Consider the following 16,908-nt stretch of genomic DNA (forward strand, 5'->3'; position numbering starts at 1 on the left):
CCGGCGCGTGGCGTACGGCGAAGGTGGGCCCTCGTTGTTATCCTTCCGCGATGCCGTGGACCATGGCCCGACGGAGCCTTGCCGTGCTGGCCGGCTGGTACGCGTTCGCCGTGCTCGCACCCGTGGCGGCGGCGACCTGGATCCTCGGCCCGGAGTTCGTGGGTCTGGGTCGGGAGAGGCCCGGCCCGGTGAAGCTGTGCACGGAGAAGACGCTGGCCTGCTACGGCCCCGGTCCCGGCGTGTGGGACCTGCTGCGGCTCGGCGCGCTGCCGCTCATCGGCAGCCTGGCGATCTCGCTGCTGGCGCACCGGTTCCTCGTCGGCCGGATCAGGTCGGCGACGGTCACGGGCACCCTGGCGGCGTTCACCGGCTGGCTCGGCTGCGCGCTGCTGGCCGGCGGCCTCCTGTACCGCTGACACCCGCCGGAGCCTGGGCCCGCTCGACGTCCCTGACGAACAGGATCCCGTCGGTTCGGGCCACGTGGGCCGGGTCGAGCGGGGAGTATCCGAACCAGGGCGACACCCGGGCAGCGGGCGTCCGGTCGGCGAGGGCGGTGGCCAGTCGGCGGGCGTCGACGAGGTGACGCTCGCCGGGCAGCGCGTACAGCAGCCCCTCGACGGTGTCCGGCGGCGGGGTGTCGACCCCCTGGTGGCGGATCGTGCCGATGGCGGTGGCGAGGAAGGCGTACTCCTCGCCCAGGTGCGCGTCGACGATCGCGCCGGCGCTCCACCACTCCACCGGCACGCCGCCCATCCGCATCCTGCTCCTGTTCCGCTGGAGGTGGCCGTTGTGGGCGTTCACCAGTGCCGGTCCTCGTTCGGCGATGGCGAGCAGGTTGGCGGCCATCATCGAGTCCCGCACGCCGAGCAGCCGCGCCATGCGGCTCGGTGACACGTCGGCCATCGCGTGGTGGTAGCGCAGCAGGCCGATGGCGGTACGCCCGTACAGGCGTGCCCGGTGCCAGTCCTTCCGGGTGGAGACGGCGAGCAGGTGTGGCGTCTGCGCGTCGAGCAGGGCCACCAGTTCGTCGGCGAGCAGCCGCAGTTGTCCGGCGTCGGGCGTCCGCCCCACGGACCGGGACGGGTCCGTCATCGCGGCGGGATCGGTCCACCGGTCGTCGGCGCCGAGCAGGCGGTCAAGCGTCTGCGCGGCGCAGGGAAGCAGGTCGGCGTCGACCCGGGCGGCGAGGTAGGCGTGGAGCGCGGTGAGGGCCTGCCGAGGGCTCGCGGCGCCGGTGATCTCCAGCGGGCCGTCGAATCCGGCGAACCGGAGTTGCTCCGACGGGGGCCGGCCGTCGTTGTACGCGCGCATCCACCGCACCAGCTCACGGTTCGCCGCAAAGGCGCCCCACCCGTGGCTGAACCCGCGCTCCATGACGTCGTCGAGGAGACCGGCGCCCGAGGTGACGTGCTCGTCCACGACCAGGCCCATCAGGCAGTCGCTCTCGATGGCGATCGTGCGGTAACGCTCCTGCTCGACAAGTTGCCGGAAGAGGTCGTTCCGCAGGTCGAGCAGGACGTCCTCGCCGTGGGTGGGCTCGCCCAGGGCGAGCAGCCGCGGCCTGGCCGACAGCAGCCCCGTGACGGCAGCGGCGTCGACGACATGGGCGGCCTCTGCGATACCAGCAGTCATGCCCTAAACGGTATCGTTGAACCGACGGTGAAAACTTTTCGTCGACGTCAGCAGGATGATGGGGCCGAACCTTCAAAGCAGCGGCAGGCTCAGGCCGGTCGACCTGGCGCGCGCGCACGGCCTGTCGACACAGGCGGTCAGGAACTACGAGGCGGCCGGCATCCTTCCGGCCGCCGAACGCACCCCGCACGGCTACCGCACCTACACGCCGCTGCACGCGCAGGCACTGCACGCGTTCCTCGCCCTCGTGCCCGGACACGGGCATGCGACGGCCACGGCGATCATGCGGGCGGTCAACCGGGACGCGACCGAGGACGCGCTCCGGCTCATCGACGAGAGCCACGCCCAGCTGCTCGACGACCGCCGCACCCTCCAGGCCGCCGAAGCCGCCGTCGGTGACCTCGGTCCGGTACCGCAGGAACGGAGCACCACGTTCGTCGGCCCCCTGTCGAGGAGGCTCGGCATCCGCCCGGCCACCCTTCGCAAGTGGGAACGCGCCGGCCTGGTCCAGCCGCGCCGCGACCCGCAGACGGGCTACCGGGTCTACCACGCCGCCGACGTGCGCGACGCCCGGCTGGTCCACCAGCTCAGACGGGGCGGCTACCTGCTGGCGCAGATCGCCCCGCTGATCGCCCAGGTCCGCTCCGCCGGAGGCGTCGCGCCGCTCGAGTCGATGCTGCGCCACTGGCGCGCCCGCCTCACCGCCAGGAGCCGCGCCATGCTGACCGGCGCTGCCGCCCTGGACGCCTACCTCACCTGCCGGTCGGCCCCGCCCGGCGACGAGCCGAGCGCCTCGCCGACCACGGATCCGACCCCGCCGCCAGGTGGCTCCCGCTGACCGTCGCCGTCGTCGGTCGAGCGGTCGCCGCCCGCCTCACCGTCCCGCTCGGGCCCGCTCATCCGCCGCCCGGTCGCCGTACGCCGCTTCCTCGGCCCGTCCCCGGAGCAACGCGGTGCAGTCGGTGTCCGTGGCGATCGGGATCCCGCCGCCGACGGCGAGGACGCAGAACTCGACGCTCCGGCCACGTCACCGGCGCCGCAGCCGGATCGCGTCGAGGAGGACGGGCTCGATCTCCGCGCCCCGGTCGCCGCGGGCCAGGGTGCTGGTGACCGGCACGAAGAACCACGCCTGCTCGTCGCCGAGGACGGGCGAGTACACCGGGACGAAACCCTGGTCGCGCAGCGAGATGGCGAAGTCGACCGAGATCTCGCCGCGTCGGGTGACCGCGGCCGTGCCGTGCCACGGAAGCAGCACCGACCCACCGAGCGGGGCGAATCCGCAGCGCCCCGGCCTCGGCTGGTTGACCGTCAGGCGGACCCGGTCGGGGAACATCCGGTCGTAGCCCCACGCGTGGTCCGCGCGCACCGCCGCCAGGTAGTCGATCGTGTCGCCCCAGACGACGCGGAGCACGTGCCGACGCGCCGCGCGCACCTCGGCCGGTTCCTCGCCGTCGAGCCGGTAGACGTCGGCGGAGGGCGTGGTCGCGGTCGGCGAGGCCGGCGGACAGGTCGGCGACGACCGACGCCAGGTAGGCGGGTGGGGAGGTTCAGCACGCTCACCCGGCGCAGCAGCAGCAACGCGGCGAGTTCCGCCCCGTCCGGGACGTCCACCCGTGGGACGACCAGTGCGCCGCCCCGCACGAGGGTGGGCAGCACCTCCTCCAGGAAGACGTCGAAGGCGGGATTGGTGAACTGCAGCGTCCGGTCGGCGGAGGTCAGGGCGAAGGCCTCGACGCTCCGGTCGACGGCCGCGTCGAGCGACGGCCGGGAGACCGCGACCGCCTTGGGCACCCCGGTGGAGCCGGAGGTGTGGACGACGTACGCGGCGTCGATGGTGCGCGCCGCGGGCGGCGGCGCGTCGGAGCTGGTCCAGCCGGTGGGGACGACGGTCGTCGGAGCCCCGCCGAGTCGCGCGCACCGGTCTGGTTCGGCGATGAGCAGGGCGGGGCGCAGGCGTTCGACCATCCGCACGACGCGCGGGTCGGGGGTGTCGACCGGCAGCGGCGCGAACGACAGGCCGGCGTCGAGGCACGCCGGCAGGTAGACGACGGCGTCCACACCCCGGGGCAGGAGCGCGGCGACCACGTGGCCCGGGCGGGCACCCGCGTCGTGCAGCGCCGCGCCGGCCTGCCGGACCCGGGCGGCGAGGTCGGCGTAGCTGAGCGCGCTCGATCCGTGGTGGATCGCGACCGCGTCGGCGAAGCGCGCGAAGGCCGCGCGGAGTCGGTCCGCGACCGGCGGGGCGGTCCCTCGTTCGCTCGCCGCGACGGCGGGGCCGGGTGGCTCGTCCATCGGCAGTTCCCGCACGGGCGCGTCGGGGGCCGCCAGGTAGGCGCGCAGCAGCCGCTCGTACCGGTTCGACAGCAGGGTGACGGTCGCGGGGGTGAACCGCTCGGTGGAGTAGTCCCAGACCGTGGTCAGCGCCTCGGCGGGACCGTCGCCGAGGGCGCGGTGGCCCGGGATGACGACGACGTCGAGGTCGAACCGGGCGGACTGGAGGTTGATCCCTTCGGTCACGCCGATGTCCAGGCCCGGAACGGTCCAGCGGGGCAGCGCGCTGTCGTGCTGGCTGAACATCACCCGGATCAGCGGATTGTCAAGCTGCCCGGTGCTGGCGCCGAGCTGGCGGACGATCTCGTGCACCGGGGCGGCCTGCTGGTCCAGGGCGGCGAACAGGCTCCGCATGGCGGCGTCGGCGAGGTCCGTCCCGCGCCATCCGGGCTCGTGGCGGAGCCGTACGGGAAGGCTGTTGACCATCATTCCGATGGTGTGGCGGAAGGCGGGCGGCCGGTTGCCGACGGCGGTGCCGAGCACGAAGTCGTCCCGGCCGTGGTGGCGCGCAGCAGTTCGGCGAAGAGGCCGTAGAGGACCGCGAACGGGGTGTGCCCGTCCCGTGCGGCCCGCTCGTGCAGGGCCCGGACCAGATCGGGTGGCAGCGACCGGCGGAGCTGGCCGCCGGTGAACTCCCGGCGGGGCGCCCGGCTGTGGGCCAGCCCGTGGAACGTCGCGGCGAAGTCGGTGCCCGCCAGCTCGTCCTGCCACCAGGGCAGGGCCTCGGCGACCTCGGCGCGGTACGCCGGGCGCTGGCAGTGCCGGACGTAGTCGGCGTAGCCCGGCGCGTGCGGAAGGCTCGGCTCCCGCCCGGAGGTGATCGCCCGGTACGTGGTGAACAGCGCCGACACGAAGGTCGAGAACGACCGTCCGTCGTGGATCAGGTGGTGTTCGCAGTGCACCAGCCGGTGCCGGTCCTCGGCCAGAGTGACCAGCAGCCAGCGGGCCAACGGCGCGGCGTCGAGCCGGTAGGGCTTCGCCGCGTGCCGTCGCAGGGCGTCCTGGAAGCCGGCGTCGGGGTCGGCGGCGTCGCGCAGGTCCAGTTCGTCGAGGTGGACGGGGACGTCGCCGTCGGCGATCCGCTGGGTGGGTTCGTCGGCCGAGACGGCCAGCCGGAACGCGTCGTGCCTCCCGACGACCCGTTCGAGGCTGCGGCGCAGCGCGTCCCGGTCAAGCACGCCGTCGAGGTCAAAGACCGCCGTGAAGTGGTACGCGGCGCTGTCCGGCGACAGCCTCTGGTGCAGCCAGACAAGCTCCTGTTGGGCGGACAGCGCGAGCGTCCTCGACGTGGTCGTCATGCGGCGACGATCCCTCCTCGGTGGTCGTCGCCAGTGTTGGCGCGTGCGCTGACGTCCGACTTCCGTCGCGCTGTCAGGCCACTGTCACGCCGCTGCCCCGGCAGGGCCGCGCCGCCCCGGCGGCCACGGGGCTGCCGTCCGTGGCCGCCGCCATCCGGCCCCCGGGCTGCCGTCCGTGGTCGCCGCCATCCGGCCGGCTGGCCGCCCCGACCCCGAACCGCAATCGCTTATGACAACCGTTATCGTTACCGCATTGCCCCGCCCCCGACGAAAGTTCTCGGTTGTGACACGACTACGTCTTGCTCTGGCCTCCCTGCTCGCCGCCGGTGTCACGCTGACCGGCTGCGCCGGTCCCTCCGCACCGGCACCGCCCGCTGCCGCCGTCGCGCCCTCCGCGCCGCCGGTGGAGGCGGTGACCCACAGGTTGAGCCTGACCGACGCACGAGGGCAGACGGTCAGCCTCAAGTCGAAGCCGGACCGGATCGTCTGCCTGACCGGGCTGTGCGACGACGCGCTGGTGGAACTGGGTCTGACGCCGGCGGCGACCACCACGCCGAAGCTCGTCGCCCGTCCCGACTACCTCGGGGAGGCCGGCAGGGCCGTGCCCACCCTGCCCGGCATGTTCGGCAACGAGGACGTGGCGGCCATCGCCGCCACGAAGCCGGACCTCGTCATGGGTCTCGCCGGAGCGCACGACCAGCTTCGCCCGGCGATCGAGAAGTTCGCGCCGCTGTGGCTGGTCGAGGTGAAGACGTACGAGGACTCGGTGCGCTACCTACGCGACGTGGCGACGCTCACCGACCGCGGCGCCCAGCAGGTGCTGGCCGAGCGCGCGTTCCGCGACCGGCTCGCCGCCGCCCGGGCCACCTCGACCGAGCGTGGGCTGAACAGGACGACCGCGCTGGCGATGTACGGCGGCACGTCGATCGGGGTCAACACCTCCGACGACCTGCTCGGCCACCTGCTGTCGCAGGTGTTCGACTACCCGTGGCCGAGCAAGGGCGGCGGCTTCGACACCGCGCAGGCGTACAACGTGGAGGAGATCCTCACGCGCGACCCGGACATCGTGTTCATCCAGTCGTTCACCTTCGGCCCGGACGCCAGGACGGTGTCGGCCCAGTACGCCGCCAACCCGGTGTGGAAGCGGATCACGGCAGTGCGGGAGGGCCGGGCGCACGAGGTGCCGGCGGAGCTGTGGGCCTCGGGCCGGGGCACCCGCGCGTTGGGGCTGATTCTCGACGAGGCGGTCGCCAAGGCGACCGCATGACAGCGCTGGGCGTCGCCGTGCCCCGGCCGGTGCCGCGCTGGTCGGCGGCGTTGACGCTGGTGGCCGCCCTCGCCGTCGCGGTCGGGTTGACCCTGGGTGTGAGCCTGCCCGCAGAGGCGGACGTCGCGCGGGTGGTGCTGTGGGAGCTGCGGATGCCACGGCTGCTGCTCGCCCTCCTGGGCGGCGCGGCGGTCGGGGCGGCGGGACTGCTGATGCAGGCGGCACTGCGCAATCCGCTGGCCGTGCCGGAACTGTTGGGGGTGTCCACCGGCGGTGCCCTGGCAGCGGCGGTGACGGTGGTCTGGGCGTTGCCGGTCCCGGTGGTGCTGCAGCCGGTGGTGGCGCTGGTCGGGGCGGTGTGTGGGGGTGCGGTGTGTCTGGCTGCTGCCGGCACGGGTCGCGGCCCGGGCGCGGTGCTGTTGATCGGCGCGGCGGTCTCCACCGCGTTGCAGGCGGTGCTGCTGGCCGTGCTGGCGGCTGCCGACCGGTTGCAGTACGACACGCTGTTCCGGTACCTGGTCGGCAGCCTCACGGGCATCACCTGGGACCACGCCCGGCTGACGCTGCCATGGTTGCTGGCGTGCGTGCCGCTGGCCGTGCTGGCGTTACCCGCGCTCGGGGTGCTGCGCCTCGGTGACGAGGCGGCGGCGGCCGTCGGGCTGCACGTGGGCCGGGCCCGGATCGCCGTGCTGGGGCTCGCCGCCGTCCTGGTCGCCGTGGTGGTGGGACCGTGCGGACCGATCGCGTGGATCGGATTCGTCGCGCCCCACGCTGCCCGCCGGCTGCGCCCGGCCGCCGACGCGCGCCTCCTGCTGCCCTGGGCGGCGGCGATCGGCGCGCTGTTCACCACGGTCGCCGACCTCGCCGCTCGACACGTCTTCGCCCCGGCGGAGACTCCGCTCGGCGCGTGGACGGCGGCCGTCGGCATCGTCGCCGGGTTGCTCATGCTGACGCGACGGAGCACGTCGTGAGGTGGTGGTGGGCGGTCGCGGCGCTGCTCGCGGCGGCCGTCGCGGAACTGGCCGTGGGCAACGGCGTGGACTGGCCGCAGCTGGACCCCCTGGAGCAGCGGATCCTCGTCGAGCTGCGGCTGCCTCGCCTGGTCACCGCGCTGCTCGCCGGTGCCGGGCTGGGTGCGGCCGGGCTGCTGTTGCAGGCCGTGCTGCGCAACCCGCTGGCCGCGCCGGAGCTGACGGGGGTGAGTCCGGGCGCGGTGCTCGGCGTGCTCACCGGCATCCAGATCGGGCTGGTGCCCGCGGACTCGGCCTCCGGCGCGCTCTTCGCCGCGCTGGCCGGCGGCGCCCTCGGTGGCGCGCTGATGTGGTTGCTGGCGCGGCACGGCTCGACGACGGAGGTGGCGGCCTACGGGTTGCTCGGGTCGGCGGCGCTGGCCGGGGTCACCACGCTGTTGCTGGCGTACCAGCCGGGCCGGTTCGGCAACGCGATGCGCTGGCTCGTCGGCTCGACCGACGGCCGGGTCTGGGCGCATGTGCAGACCGCGTGGCCGTGGTTGGTCGCGTCGCTGGTGCTGGCCTGGCTGTGCTCGGCCCCGCTGGGCGTGCTGGCCGCCGGTGACGGGCACGCCGTCGCGCTCGGTGTGCCGCCCCGCCCGGCCCGTGCGGTCGGCCTCGCGTTGGCGGTGGCGTTGGCTGCCGGGGCCGTCGCGCTGGCCGGCGCGCTGGCCTTCGTCGGGCTGGTCGTGCCCCACGTGGCCCGGGCGATGTGCGGGGCGGACCTGCGCCGGGCGTTGCCGGCCGGCGCGCTGGTCGGGGCGGGCGCGGTCGCGGGTGCGGACGCGCTCGCGCAGGTGTTGACGGTGACGGTGCAGTCCGGATCGGCCGCACAGCGGCTGGGCGTGCCGGCGGGCGCGGTGACCGCGCTGCTCGGGGCGGTGGCCCTGGTCGTCGTGGCGCGCAGGTCGTCTCACGTGGAGGTGTCATGACGCAACCGGTGTTCGCGGCGGAGGAGGTCCGGTACCGGTACCGGGACCGGGTCGTGCTCGACGGGGTGTCCCTGGTCATCCGTCCCGGCGAGTGCGTGGCGCTCGTGGGCCGCAACGGCTGCGGCAAGTCGACCCTGCTGCGGCTGCTCGCCGGCATCGACCCGCCGCAGAGCGGGCGGGTCCTGCTGCGCGGCCGCCCGGCACACGCGATGCGCCGACGGGACGTGGCGCGGCAGGTGGCCGTGCTGCACCAACAGCTACCGCCGATGCCGGGGATGACCGTGCGGCAACTCGTCGCGCAGGGCCGCTACCCGCACCGGGGGCCGTTGGGGATGCTGTGGCGCCCGGAGGACGCCGAATCGGTCGCCGCACTCGACGCGGCGGACGTGGCGGGGCTCGCCGCGCGGGAGGTGGACACGCTCAGCGGCGGGGAACGCCAGCGGGTCCGCCTCGCGCTCGCGCTCGCGCAGCAGACCCCGGTGCTGCTGCTGGACGAGCCGACCACCTTCCTCGACGTACGGCACCAGTTGGAGGTGCTGTCGCTGGTGCGCCGTCTGCATGCCGAGCGGGGCCTGACCGTGGTGGCGGTGCTGCACGAACTGGACCACGCCGCCCGGTTCACCGACCGGGTGGTGGCGCTGGTTGAGGGCAGGGTCGCCGCCGACGGGCCGCCCACCGAGGTGGTCACCCCGGAGCTGCTCGCCACCGTGTTCGGCGTACGCGGCCGGGTGGTCACCGACGCGCACACCGGCACCGTCCGGGCGCTGGCGGACACCCCGCTGGAGGCGGCGTGATCGTCCACCGGGAGTTGGTGCGACTCGGCGGCGCCGTCGCCGCACCGGTGGCCGGGTGCGCGGCGCTCGGCGTGGCGGTCTCGGCCGCGTACGTCGGTCAGGCCCTGCTGCTCGCCGCGGCGCTGGCGGCGGTGTCGCGCCGCGACCTCGACGCCATTGCCCCGCTGCTGGCCGGAGTGCTCGCCGTGATCGTGACCCGGGCCGTGCTGCTGTACTGGCGGGAGGTCGCGACCGCCACGGCGGGCGCCCGGATCCGGGCCCGGCTGCGCGACCGGTTGGTGGCGCGGCTGGCCGAGCTGGGCCCGGCCTGGCTGACCGGGGCGCGCACCGGACGCACCCAGGCCACGCTGGTCGACGGCGTGGAAGGGCTCGACGCCTACTACAGCCGCTACGTCCCGCAGGTGCTCGTCACGGTGGCCGTCCCGACGGCGCTGGTGGGGTGGCTGGCCACCGTCGCGCCCGTCGCCGCGACGCTGCTCGGCACCGCCGTGCTGCTGGTGCTGACCGTCCCCCGGGTGTGGGACGCCACCCTCCTGCGGCGGGGCCGGGGACGGTGGGCGGCGTTCACCGCGCTCGCCGCCGACTTCCTCGACACCCTCCAGGGCGCCGCGACCCTGCGGGCCTTCGGGGCGGTCGGCCGCATGCGCGACCGCATCGAGGCGCGCAACCACGACCTGCACGCCACCACCATGACGCAGCTGCGGCTGTCGTTGATCGAGAGCGGGATCAGCGCCCTGCTCATCCAGGCCGGGCTCGCCGCGGCGACCGTCGCCGCGGCCGTGGCCGCGAGCGGCGGCCGGGCCGACGCGACCACCGCGTTCCTGGTGCTGCTGGTCTCGGTGGAGTGCTTCCGGCCGGTGCGCGACCTGGGCGCGCACTGGCACGCCGGCTACCTCGGCATCACCGCCGTCGACGGCATCACCGACCTGCTCACCGCGCCGACCCCGGTGACACACACCGGCCGCGTCGTCCCCCGTCTCGCCGAGGGCCCGGCAGTCGCCATCGAGGCGGTCAGCTACCGCTACCCCAACCGGGAGTCGCCGGCGGTGCGGGACGTGACGCTGCGGCTGGCCCCCGGCGAGACCGTCGCGGTGGTCGGTCGGTCCGGCGCGGGCAAGTCGACCCTGGCCAGCCTGCTGCTGCGGCACCTCGACCCGGACACCGGCCGGATCACCGTGGACGGCGTCGACCTGCGCGACCTCACGCGGGACGCGCTGCGCCGGACGGTGACCGTGGTCGCGCAGGAGACGTACCTCTTCCATGGCACGGTGGCGGAGAACCTGCGCCTGGCCCGCCCGGACGCCACCGACGCCGACGTGCGGGCCGCGGCCCGCGCCGCCGGCGCACACGACTTCATCACGGCCCTGCCGGACGGGTACGCGACAGCCGTGGGCGAGCGCGGCACCACCTTCTCCGGCGGGCAGCGGCAGCGACTGGCCATCGCCCGCGCGCTGCTCGCCGACACCCCGGTGCTCGTCCTCGACGAGGCCACCTCCCACCTGGACAGACGACAGGAAGCCGAGATCGTGACGGCGCTGGCCGACGCCACGCGCGGGCGCACCTGCCTGGTCATCGCCCATCGGCTCGCCAGCGTCCGGCACGCCGACCGGATCGCGCTGATGCGCGACGGCCGGATCACCGCCACCGGCAGCCACGACGACCTGCTGCGCACCACCTGCGCCTACGCAGAGCTCGTCACCGCGCAGGAGGTGCCCTGATGGTCACGACGGACCTCGCACCCGACCCGGCCGCCCCGTCGACCGGCCGTGCCGCGGAGCCCGGGCCCGAAGACCGGCAGCCCGGCGCGCTGCGGCGGCTGCTGCCCGCGATCGCGGGGCACTCCGGGGCCTTCTGGGCGACCCTGGCGGCGAACCTCGTCGGACAGCTCGCCATCGCCGGCGCGGCGGTCCTCGGCGCGTGGCTGCTCGGACGGGCGGTGGCCGGGGAGCCCACACCGGTCGACGTGGTCGCCGCGGTGCTCGGCGGGCTGGTGGCGGTCATCGCCGTGGCCACCTGGTGGGAGATGCTCGTCTCGCACGACCTGGCCTACCGGGTCCTGGCCGACCTGCGACTGCGGGTCTACGACGCGATCGCCCGGATCGCGCCCGGCGGACTGGCCGGCAGGCGGTCCGGTGACCTCACCACCGTCGCGCTGTCCGACGTGGAGACCCTGGAATGGCTCTTCGCGCACACGATCGCGCAGCTGCTGACCGCCACCGTCGTCCTGACCGCCGGCACGCTGCTCGCCGCGTCGATCGACCCCTGGTTGCCCGCCGTGGTGCTGCCGCTGGCCGGCCTGATCACGGTGGTGCCGTGGCTGCTGCGTCGCCACGCCGACCGGCACGGCACGCGCGTCCGGGCGGCGACCGCCAGCATGACGGCCGACATCGTCGACACCGTGCAGGGCCTGCGGGAGCTGACCGTCTTCGGGGCGATGGACCGGCAGCGCGCCCACCTGGCCGCGCGGACCCGGCAGCTCGGCCGGGCACAGCGGGCCAACGCCGCCCGGGCGGGCCTGGAGACGGCGCTCGTCGACGCGCTGCTGGCCGTGGCCGGCGCCGGCGGGCTGCTGGTCGTGGCCGACGGTGTGGGTACGGGCCGGCTGGACCCCGCACTCGCACCGGTCGCGGTGGTCCTCGCCGGAACCGTGCTCGGCCCGGCGGCCCAGGTCGCGCTGCTACTCAAGCAGGCGGGTGTCCTCCGCGCCGCAGCTGGCCGCATCGACACCTTGCTGCGCGCCCCGGCACCGGTCACCGCCCCGACCGCCCCACTGCCGGCGCCTGCCGGCGGTGAGGTGGCCTTCGACGACGTGCACTTCGGCTACCTGCCCGGCCGCCCGGTGCTCTCGGGCGTCTCGTTCACGATCCGTCCCGGCGAGACCGTCGCCCTGGTCGGCGCCTCCGGCGTCGGCAAGTCCACCTGCGTCCACCTGCTGTTGCGCTACGCCGACCCCACCGCGGGCCGGATCACCGCCGGCGGCGTCGACCTGCGGAACCTCGCCGACACCGATCTCCGGCGCACGGTCACCGTCGTGCCCCAGGACGTGCATCTCTTCCCCGGGTCGATCGCCGACAACATCCGCCTGGGTCGGCCCGACACCACCGACACCGACCTGCGGCAAGCGGCCGACACCGCACAGGTCAGCGCGTTCGCCGACGAACTGCCGCGCGGGCTGGAGACCCCCGTCGGGGAGCGGGGCGGTGCCCTCTCCGGTGGCCAGCGGGCCCGGGTCGCCGTCGCCCGCGCCCTGCTCACCGAGGCGCCGATCCTCGTCCTCGACGAGGCCGTGGCGAACCTCGACGCGCGCACCGAGCGTGACCTGGCCGACGCCCTCGACGCCGCCCGCGCCGGGCGGACGACCCTGGTGATCGCCCACCGCCAGTCCACGATCATGCGCGCCGACCGCGTCGTGATGCTCGACGCCGGCCGCGTCGTCGCCGATGGCACCTTCGAAGATCTGCGCGACCGGCAACCCCTGGCCGGCCTGTTGGCCGATCGACTCTCGGTCCACCGGCCGGAATCGTCTGTCGATCTCCGTCCGCCGCAGTCGACGCTGCCGTGATCCCGTGTGTGCCTCCAGCTCTCGACCAGTTCGCCGGCGATGGCGTCCGCGCGCACTGGATCAGGCCCTGGGGTCCGGGGCGTCGCGGGGGCATGTGTCTCGGGTGCGAAGCGCACCGGGACAACCGGTCACCCGGCGTTCCGTTTCGAGTGCTGCATGTCCTGATCGGTGAACCCTAGGGTGACCGGCGTGAGTCTTGCGCAGTTGGTCACCGCGGCCACCAACAAGGGCTTCCAAAGCCTGGACGCATCGATGCTGCCTGAGTTGCGCGCGATCCGCCGAAGCGGTCCCGCGCGTGCCCGGCGGGCCGCGCTGCTCGCCTTGCTGCATCTCGGTGGTGAGCGGGCACTCGACTCCGCCGACCTGGCCGCACTGCACCGACTCATCGGGATCAAACTGCCGCACGACCGGCCGCACACGCTCGACGGCTGCTTCAACGCCTGGATGGCCGTTCGCGGCGGCGACCAACAGGCCATCATGCGAACGCTCGGACTGACCCGATCCGTGCCCGCCACATACAACCTGGGCGGGACACTCATCGCCCATCTCGGCCACGGCGGACCGGACGACTCGCGTACCTGGCGGCATGTCCGACCTGGACGTGCACGGCCATCCCCTGATCGCCTGGCCCGCGTCCGACGACGATGTCAGCATCCTCCGCGGCTGCTACACCTTCGCTGTCTGAGCCAACCCGGCGAGAACGCACAGCAGCCCGGCGCTCATCGCAGAGTCAGGCAGGCTACGGACGTGCTAACGATCATTGGCGCCGAGCGGCGAGTCCGAGGACGTTCTGGCACGGTGTCGGATCCGCTGCGGGTCGTTCGTAGAACAGGTGAAGGCAGTCGGTTTCGGCCTCCCGGGGGCAAGTGGGTCATGAGGCGGCCCGCTACTTGATCTAGTTCGATCGACCATGGAGAGGTAACGGCATGGGCAAGCTGATTTACGCGACGAACGTCTCGCTTGACGGCTACATCGAGGACGAACGCGGCGCGTTCGCCTGGTTCCCACCCGACGATGAGGTATTCGCGTTCACCACCGACCTGCTGCGGCCCGTGGGCACGTTTCTCTACGGGCGGCGCCTCTACGAATCGATGGCGGTCTGGGAGACCGACGCCGCTCTGACCGCGCAGTCCGACCTCATGGCCGACTTCGCGAGCGCCTGGCAGGCGGCGAGCAAAGTCGTGTACTCCACGACCCTCGCCGCGGTGTCAACCGCCGACACCCGACTCGAACGCCGTTTCGACCCCGCCGCACTACACCAACTGAAGGCGACTGCCAGCAGCGATCTCACCGTAGGAGGTGCCAACCTCGCGACGCAGGCCTTCAAGGCCGGGCTGGTCGACGAGTGCCAGCTGTTCATCTGGCCCATTGTCGTCGGCGGGGGCAAGCCAGGGCTACCGACCGGCCTGCGCGCAGACCTCGAGCTCCTCGACGAGCGCCGATTCCGAAACGGCGTCGTACACCTCCGCTACCGCCCTCTCGGACAGCGACCGACAGCCCCGTCCGGTCCGCCGGCGCTTGGACGACCCGCGGAGCGCTGACGACTGATTCGGCCGGACGAGGTCGCCCATCACGAACTCGGGATGCGTCAACTCCGCCCCGACCGGCCGGTACCGTCGATGGCCGGTACCGCCGCGATCGGGGCGTTCGTGCATCTGCCGGCACGCCGCCATCGAGCAGAGCCGGGGCGTGTCCTCGATGGCGGCAGGCGGCTTGGCACCACAACCGGTACGCCGACACTTGTTGCTCTACGAGTCGTTACAGCAGGTCGAGCAGCGTCTCTATCCGTGTGGCCAGCACCAGATCCATGGTGCCTTCGACGCGGACACTGACCACTGCGCTACCCGGTGACGGCGCCAGTCGGATTACCAGCGTGGGCGTGCCCGCGAGCGGGTACTCGAACCAGCCGTCGACTGCATCCCTCGACCCGCGTGACTTCGTCGCGAACTCCCCTGTCCTGGGGCAGCGATCCGGGCGACGCCAGCTGTTCCGATTGCGGGTCGTACGAGTCGAGCCCATACGCGCCGGCCAGTACAGAGAGTGCGTTGTGTCCTTCCAGCCGTAGGGCAGGGTCACCCCGACGAATCGATCGGCGACCTCGATAGGGCCCCATGGCTGCCGCCAACCCAGATCGTGATGCCACGGAGCGATCATGTCGGCGAGGATTCTCGGCTGCCCCGGACGGCCAGGAGTACAGGTCGTAGCTCACGGACCGCAGCGTAGCGACCTCCGGGCCGGTGCACTTCTCTCGGCACGACCTCGCACCGCCATCCATGGACAGCGGCTCCGCCCCGTGACGCGCGGTCGGCGGCATGAGCGGATGGCAGGCGGCCCGGGGTGCACCAACCACGAGTACGGCGGCGATCCACTGGCCGCTCGCCGCGGGTCCCGCCGCCTCGGCCCCGCCGTCGATGTCCCGCCGCGCTGCTCCCCACCGCGCCAGGGTTGCGGCGGGAGATCCGTTGACCGGGCTCGAACCGGCGACCTCCCGGTCCCTAGCCGGGTGCTCTACCACTGAGCTACAACGGATCTCCACAGGCCTCGTCGGCTGGGCTCGAACCAGCGTCCACCCGGACCAGAGCCGGGCGCTCTACCACTGAGCTACGACGGGCGCGGTCATGCTGCCCGATCACCGCCCGACGTGTCCACCCGGTTTCGGCAGCTCGCTTACCACGACGTCGACGGGAATCAGGGATCGATCCAAGCCGCCCTTGACCATCTTTCCGGAGAAGGCCCCACCGGTACGCAGCATCGCCGCCCACAGCGGGTCCGCGATCGACACTCCGTGCACCAACTCGGGCGTAGGCCGGAACACCCCGACGGCTGCTGGCGTCTTCGGCCCGGCCCAACCCGACTTGACCGGGTCAACTCCACCATCGGCGCATGCCGCCTCCACATCCGTACGGGAGCAAGCGGCGGTGCCGTCGAGCACGTCCCACGGCAGCGGCAGCCGAGCCCACACGCCCACGTCGGGGTGCGGACCGCCGCCGGTCGACCGGTGCCACGCCGCCAGGTCCGCCGCGATCAACATCATCGCCTTGCCCGGGCAGGACGCATCCAGCAGGCCAAGGCTGCCGGATGCGTCCAGCGTCGCGATCCACGCCGCCCGCGCAGTGTTGTACGTGCCGCACAAGAGGTTCCACGTCGACGAGTCGTTACCCCGCCTTACGATCATGGTGGCCTGGTCGAACTCACTGGCCGACCACACCCGCTTGAGCAGAGCAGCGACGTGGCGCATCGTCGCCCACCACCGGCCCAGCAGTTCACCACGCTGAGCGTCGGTCAGCCGGGCCAGCACGGACGGCGTCGGATATGCCTGTGCAATCATCCACCAGTCCGTCGCCGGGTTGGCGACGCAGCGCTTGAAGAGCACGTCGGCAACGTCGTCGTACGGGTTGTCCCGCCCCGACAACGTGAACTCCCGGCGTAGTTTGCGCTTGGCGGTCAAATACGCCACGAAGCACCCCGCCGACGGATCAGCCAGAAACCTGCCCCGCTCGATGCTCGCCGCGAACCCGGCCCGCGCGACCATCGTCAAATGCCTCTTCCTCTGCTCGACCGCCAACCTGTCAGCTTTCGCCGATAGCCGCTGCGTCACCCGAAACCGCCGGTTGTACTGCCGCTTCGACAACTCGATCCCTGCCGCAGCCCGGCCCTCCCGGTTCAACCGATCACGCAGAAAATCCAGCCGGGCGGGATCGACGGCACCGAGCGCTTCGCCCAGGCGGGCAGAGAAATCGAGCAGAGAAACCGGATCGTCCGGGTCGATGCCGCCTCGCGACAGCTCGAACAGCCGCGCCGCGGCGTCAATCTGGCGGGCACCTCCGACCGGCCGCGCGAAGTCTGCCGACATCGAACTCCACCCGTTCCAGCGCGACGCTGCACGAGCCGCCCGCCCTAACGTCATCCGCTCGCGAAGGCCCAGCCGGCCGCCCACCACTCGCAACACGAGATGCGCGACCTCCTCCGGCCGGCGCCGCTCATCGAGCGATGTGTGCAGCGCGACCAGGGCTTCCTCGGCAGAGGTATCGGCGATTGACATGGCGGGCATCCTGGCAGGTACGACGAGACCGAAGCAATCC

At 73.2% G+C, this 16,908-nt stretch carries 14 protein-coding genes, 1 tRNA gene and 1 pseudogene; 9 read left to right on the forward strand and 7 right to left on the reverse strand.

Annotation, left to right across the window (positions count from 1 at the left end; all coding sequences use genetic code 11):
- Positions 1-50 precede the first annotated feature (50 nt).
- Positions 51-416 carry a hypothetical protein gene (locus ACFHW0_RS15390; protein WP_416608195.1) on the forward strand — a complete coding sequence of 122 codons (366 nt, stop codon included), beginning with the start codon at positions 51-53 and terminating at the stop codon, positions 414-416.
- On the opposite strand, the gene ACFHW0_RS15395 is transcribed toward ACFHW0_RS15390, so the two are convergent.
- On the reverse strand, positions 364-1,632 hold the full coding sequence (locus ACFHW0_RS15395; RefSeq protein ID WP_416608197.1) for an erythromycin esterase family protein: 1,269 nt from the start codon (positions 1,630-1,632) through the stop codon (positions 364-366). The two genes, ACFHW0_RS15390 and ACFHW0_RS15395, sit on opposite strands and share 53 nt — an antisense overlap.
- Before the next feature lie 55 nt (positions 1,633-1,687).
- Between ACFHW0_RS15395 and ACFHW0_RS15400 the strand changes: the two genes are divergently transcribed.
- A complete protein-coding gene (locus ACFHW0_RS15400) occupies positions 1,688-2,470 on the forward strand; it encodes a TioE family transcriptional regulator (protein ID WP_416608199.1) in 783 nt (260 codons plus the stop codon).
- A gap of 189 nt (positions 2,471-2,659) precedes the next feature.
- On the opposite strand, the gene ACFHW0_RS15405 is transcribed toward ACFHW0_RS15400, so the two are convergent.
- The 3 genes and pseudogenes from ACFHW0_RS15405 to ACFHW0_RS15415 form a co-directional block, all read right to left on the reverse strand.
- Positions 2,660-2,998 carry a hypothetical protein gene (locus ACFHW0_RS15405; RefSeq protein ID WP_416608201.1) on the reverse strand — a complete coding sequence of 113 codons (339 nt, stop codon included), beginning with the start codon at positions 2,996-2,998 and terminating at the stop codon, positions 2,660-2,662.
- Entirely contained in the window at positions 2,941-3,924 is a 984-nt protein-coding gene (locus ACFHW0_RS15410; protein ID WP_416608444.1) for an AMP-binding protein, read from the reverse strand. Before ACFHW0_RS15410 ends, ACFHW0_RS15405 begins: the two co-directional genes overlap by 58 nt.
- A 63-nt stretch (positions 3,925-3,987) precedes the next feature.
- Positions 3,988-5,261, reverse strand: a pseudogene (locus tag ACFHW0_RS15415) (condensation domain-containing protein); the annotation flags it as partial.
- Between the two features lie 283 nt (positions 5,262-5,544).
- Here ACFHW0_RS15415 and ACFHW0_RS15420 point away from each other — a divergent pair.
- The 7 genes from ACFHW0_RS15420 to ACFHW0_RS15450 all read left to right on the forward strand — a co-directional run bounded on the left by ACFHW0_RS15420 (position 5,545) and on the right by ACFHW0_RS15450 (position 14,367).
- Positions 5,545-6,528 (forward strand): ABC transporter substrate-binding protein, encoded by a 984-nt coding sequence (locus ACFHW0_RS15420; RefSeq protein ID WP_416608203.1) that lies wholly within the window; start codon positions 5,545-5,547, stop codon positions 6,526-6,528.
- The gene (locus tag ACFHW0_RS15425) at positions 6,525-7,499 is read left to right on the forward strand and encodes a FecCD family ABC transporter permease (protein ID WP_416608204.1); all 975 of its coding nucleotides are present in this window, start codon (positions 6,525-6,527) and stop codon (positions 7,497-7,499) included. The genes ACFHW0_RS15420 and ACFHW0_RS15425 overlap by 4 nt, the downstream gene beginning before the upstream one ends.
- A complete protein-coding gene (locus tag ACFHW0_RS15430; protein ID WP_416608206.1) occupies positions 7,496-8,470 on the forward strand; it encodes an iron chelate uptake ABC transporter family permease subunit in 975 nt (324 codons plus the stop codon). The genes ACFHW0_RS15425 and ACFHW0_RS15430 overlap by 4 nt, the downstream gene beginning before the upstream one ends.
- On the forward strand, positions 8,467-9,264 hold the full coding sequence (locus ACFHW0_RS15435) for an ABC transporter ATP-binding protein (RefSeq protein WP_416608208.1): 798 nt from the start codon (positions 8,467-8,469) through the stop codon (positions 9,262-9,264). The genes ACFHW0_RS15430 and ACFHW0_RS15435 overlap by 4 nt, the downstream gene beginning before the upstream one ends.
- On the forward strand, positions 9,261-10,982 hold the full coding sequence (locus ACFHW0_RS15440) for an ABC transporter ATP-binding protein/permease (RefSeq protein ID WP_416608210.1): 1,722 nt from the start codon (positions 9,261-9,263) through the stop codon (positions 10,980-10,982). The genes ACFHW0_RS15435 and ACFHW0_RS15440 overlap by 4 nt, the downstream gene beginning before the upstream one ends.
- On the forward strand, positions 10,982-12,826 hold the full coding sequence (gene cydC, locus ACFHW0_RS15445) for a thiol reductant ABC exporter subunit CydC (protein WP_416608212.1): 1,845 nt from the start codon (positions 10,982-10,984) through the stop codon (positions 12,824-12,826). Before ACFHW0_RS15440 ends, cydC begins: the two co-directional genes overlap by 1 nt.
- A 926-nt stretch (positions 12,827-13,752) precedes the next feature.
- Entirely contained in the window at positions 13,753-14,367 is a 615-nt protein-coding gene (locus ACFHW0_RS15450; RefSeq protein ID WP_416608214.1) for a dihydrofolate reductase family protein, read from the forward strand.
- 217 nt (positions 14,368-14,584) lie between these two features.
- On the opposite strand, the gene ACFHW0_RS15455 is transcribed toward ACFHW0_RS15450, so the two are convergent.
- The 3 genes from ACFHW0_RS15455 to ACFHW0_RS15465 form a co-directional block, all read right to left on the reverse strand.
- A complete protein-coding gene (locus tag ACFHW0_RS15455) occupies positions 14,585-14,980 on the reverse strand; it encodes a hypothetical protein (protein WP_416608216.1) in 396 nt (131 codons plus the stop codon).
- Positions 14,981-15,283: 303 nt separating this feature from the next.
- Positions 15,284-15,355 (reverse strand) — tRNA-Pro (locus ACFHW0_RS15460).
- A 100-nt stretch (positions 15,356-15,455) separates the two neighbouring features.
- Complete coding sequence (locus ACFHW0_RS15465) at positions 15,456-16,868, reverse strand: hypothetical protein (RefSeq protein ID WP_416608218.1); 1,413 nt, start codon at positions 16,866-16,868, stop codon at positions 15,456-15,458.
- Positions 16,869-16,908 lie beyond the last annotated feature (40 nt).

This window comes from Micromonospora sp. LOL_025 (assembly GCF_048060285.1).
In the GTDB taxonomy this organism is placed as follows: Bacteria; Actinomycetota; Actinomycetes; order Mycobacteriales; family Micromonosporaceae; genus Micromonospora.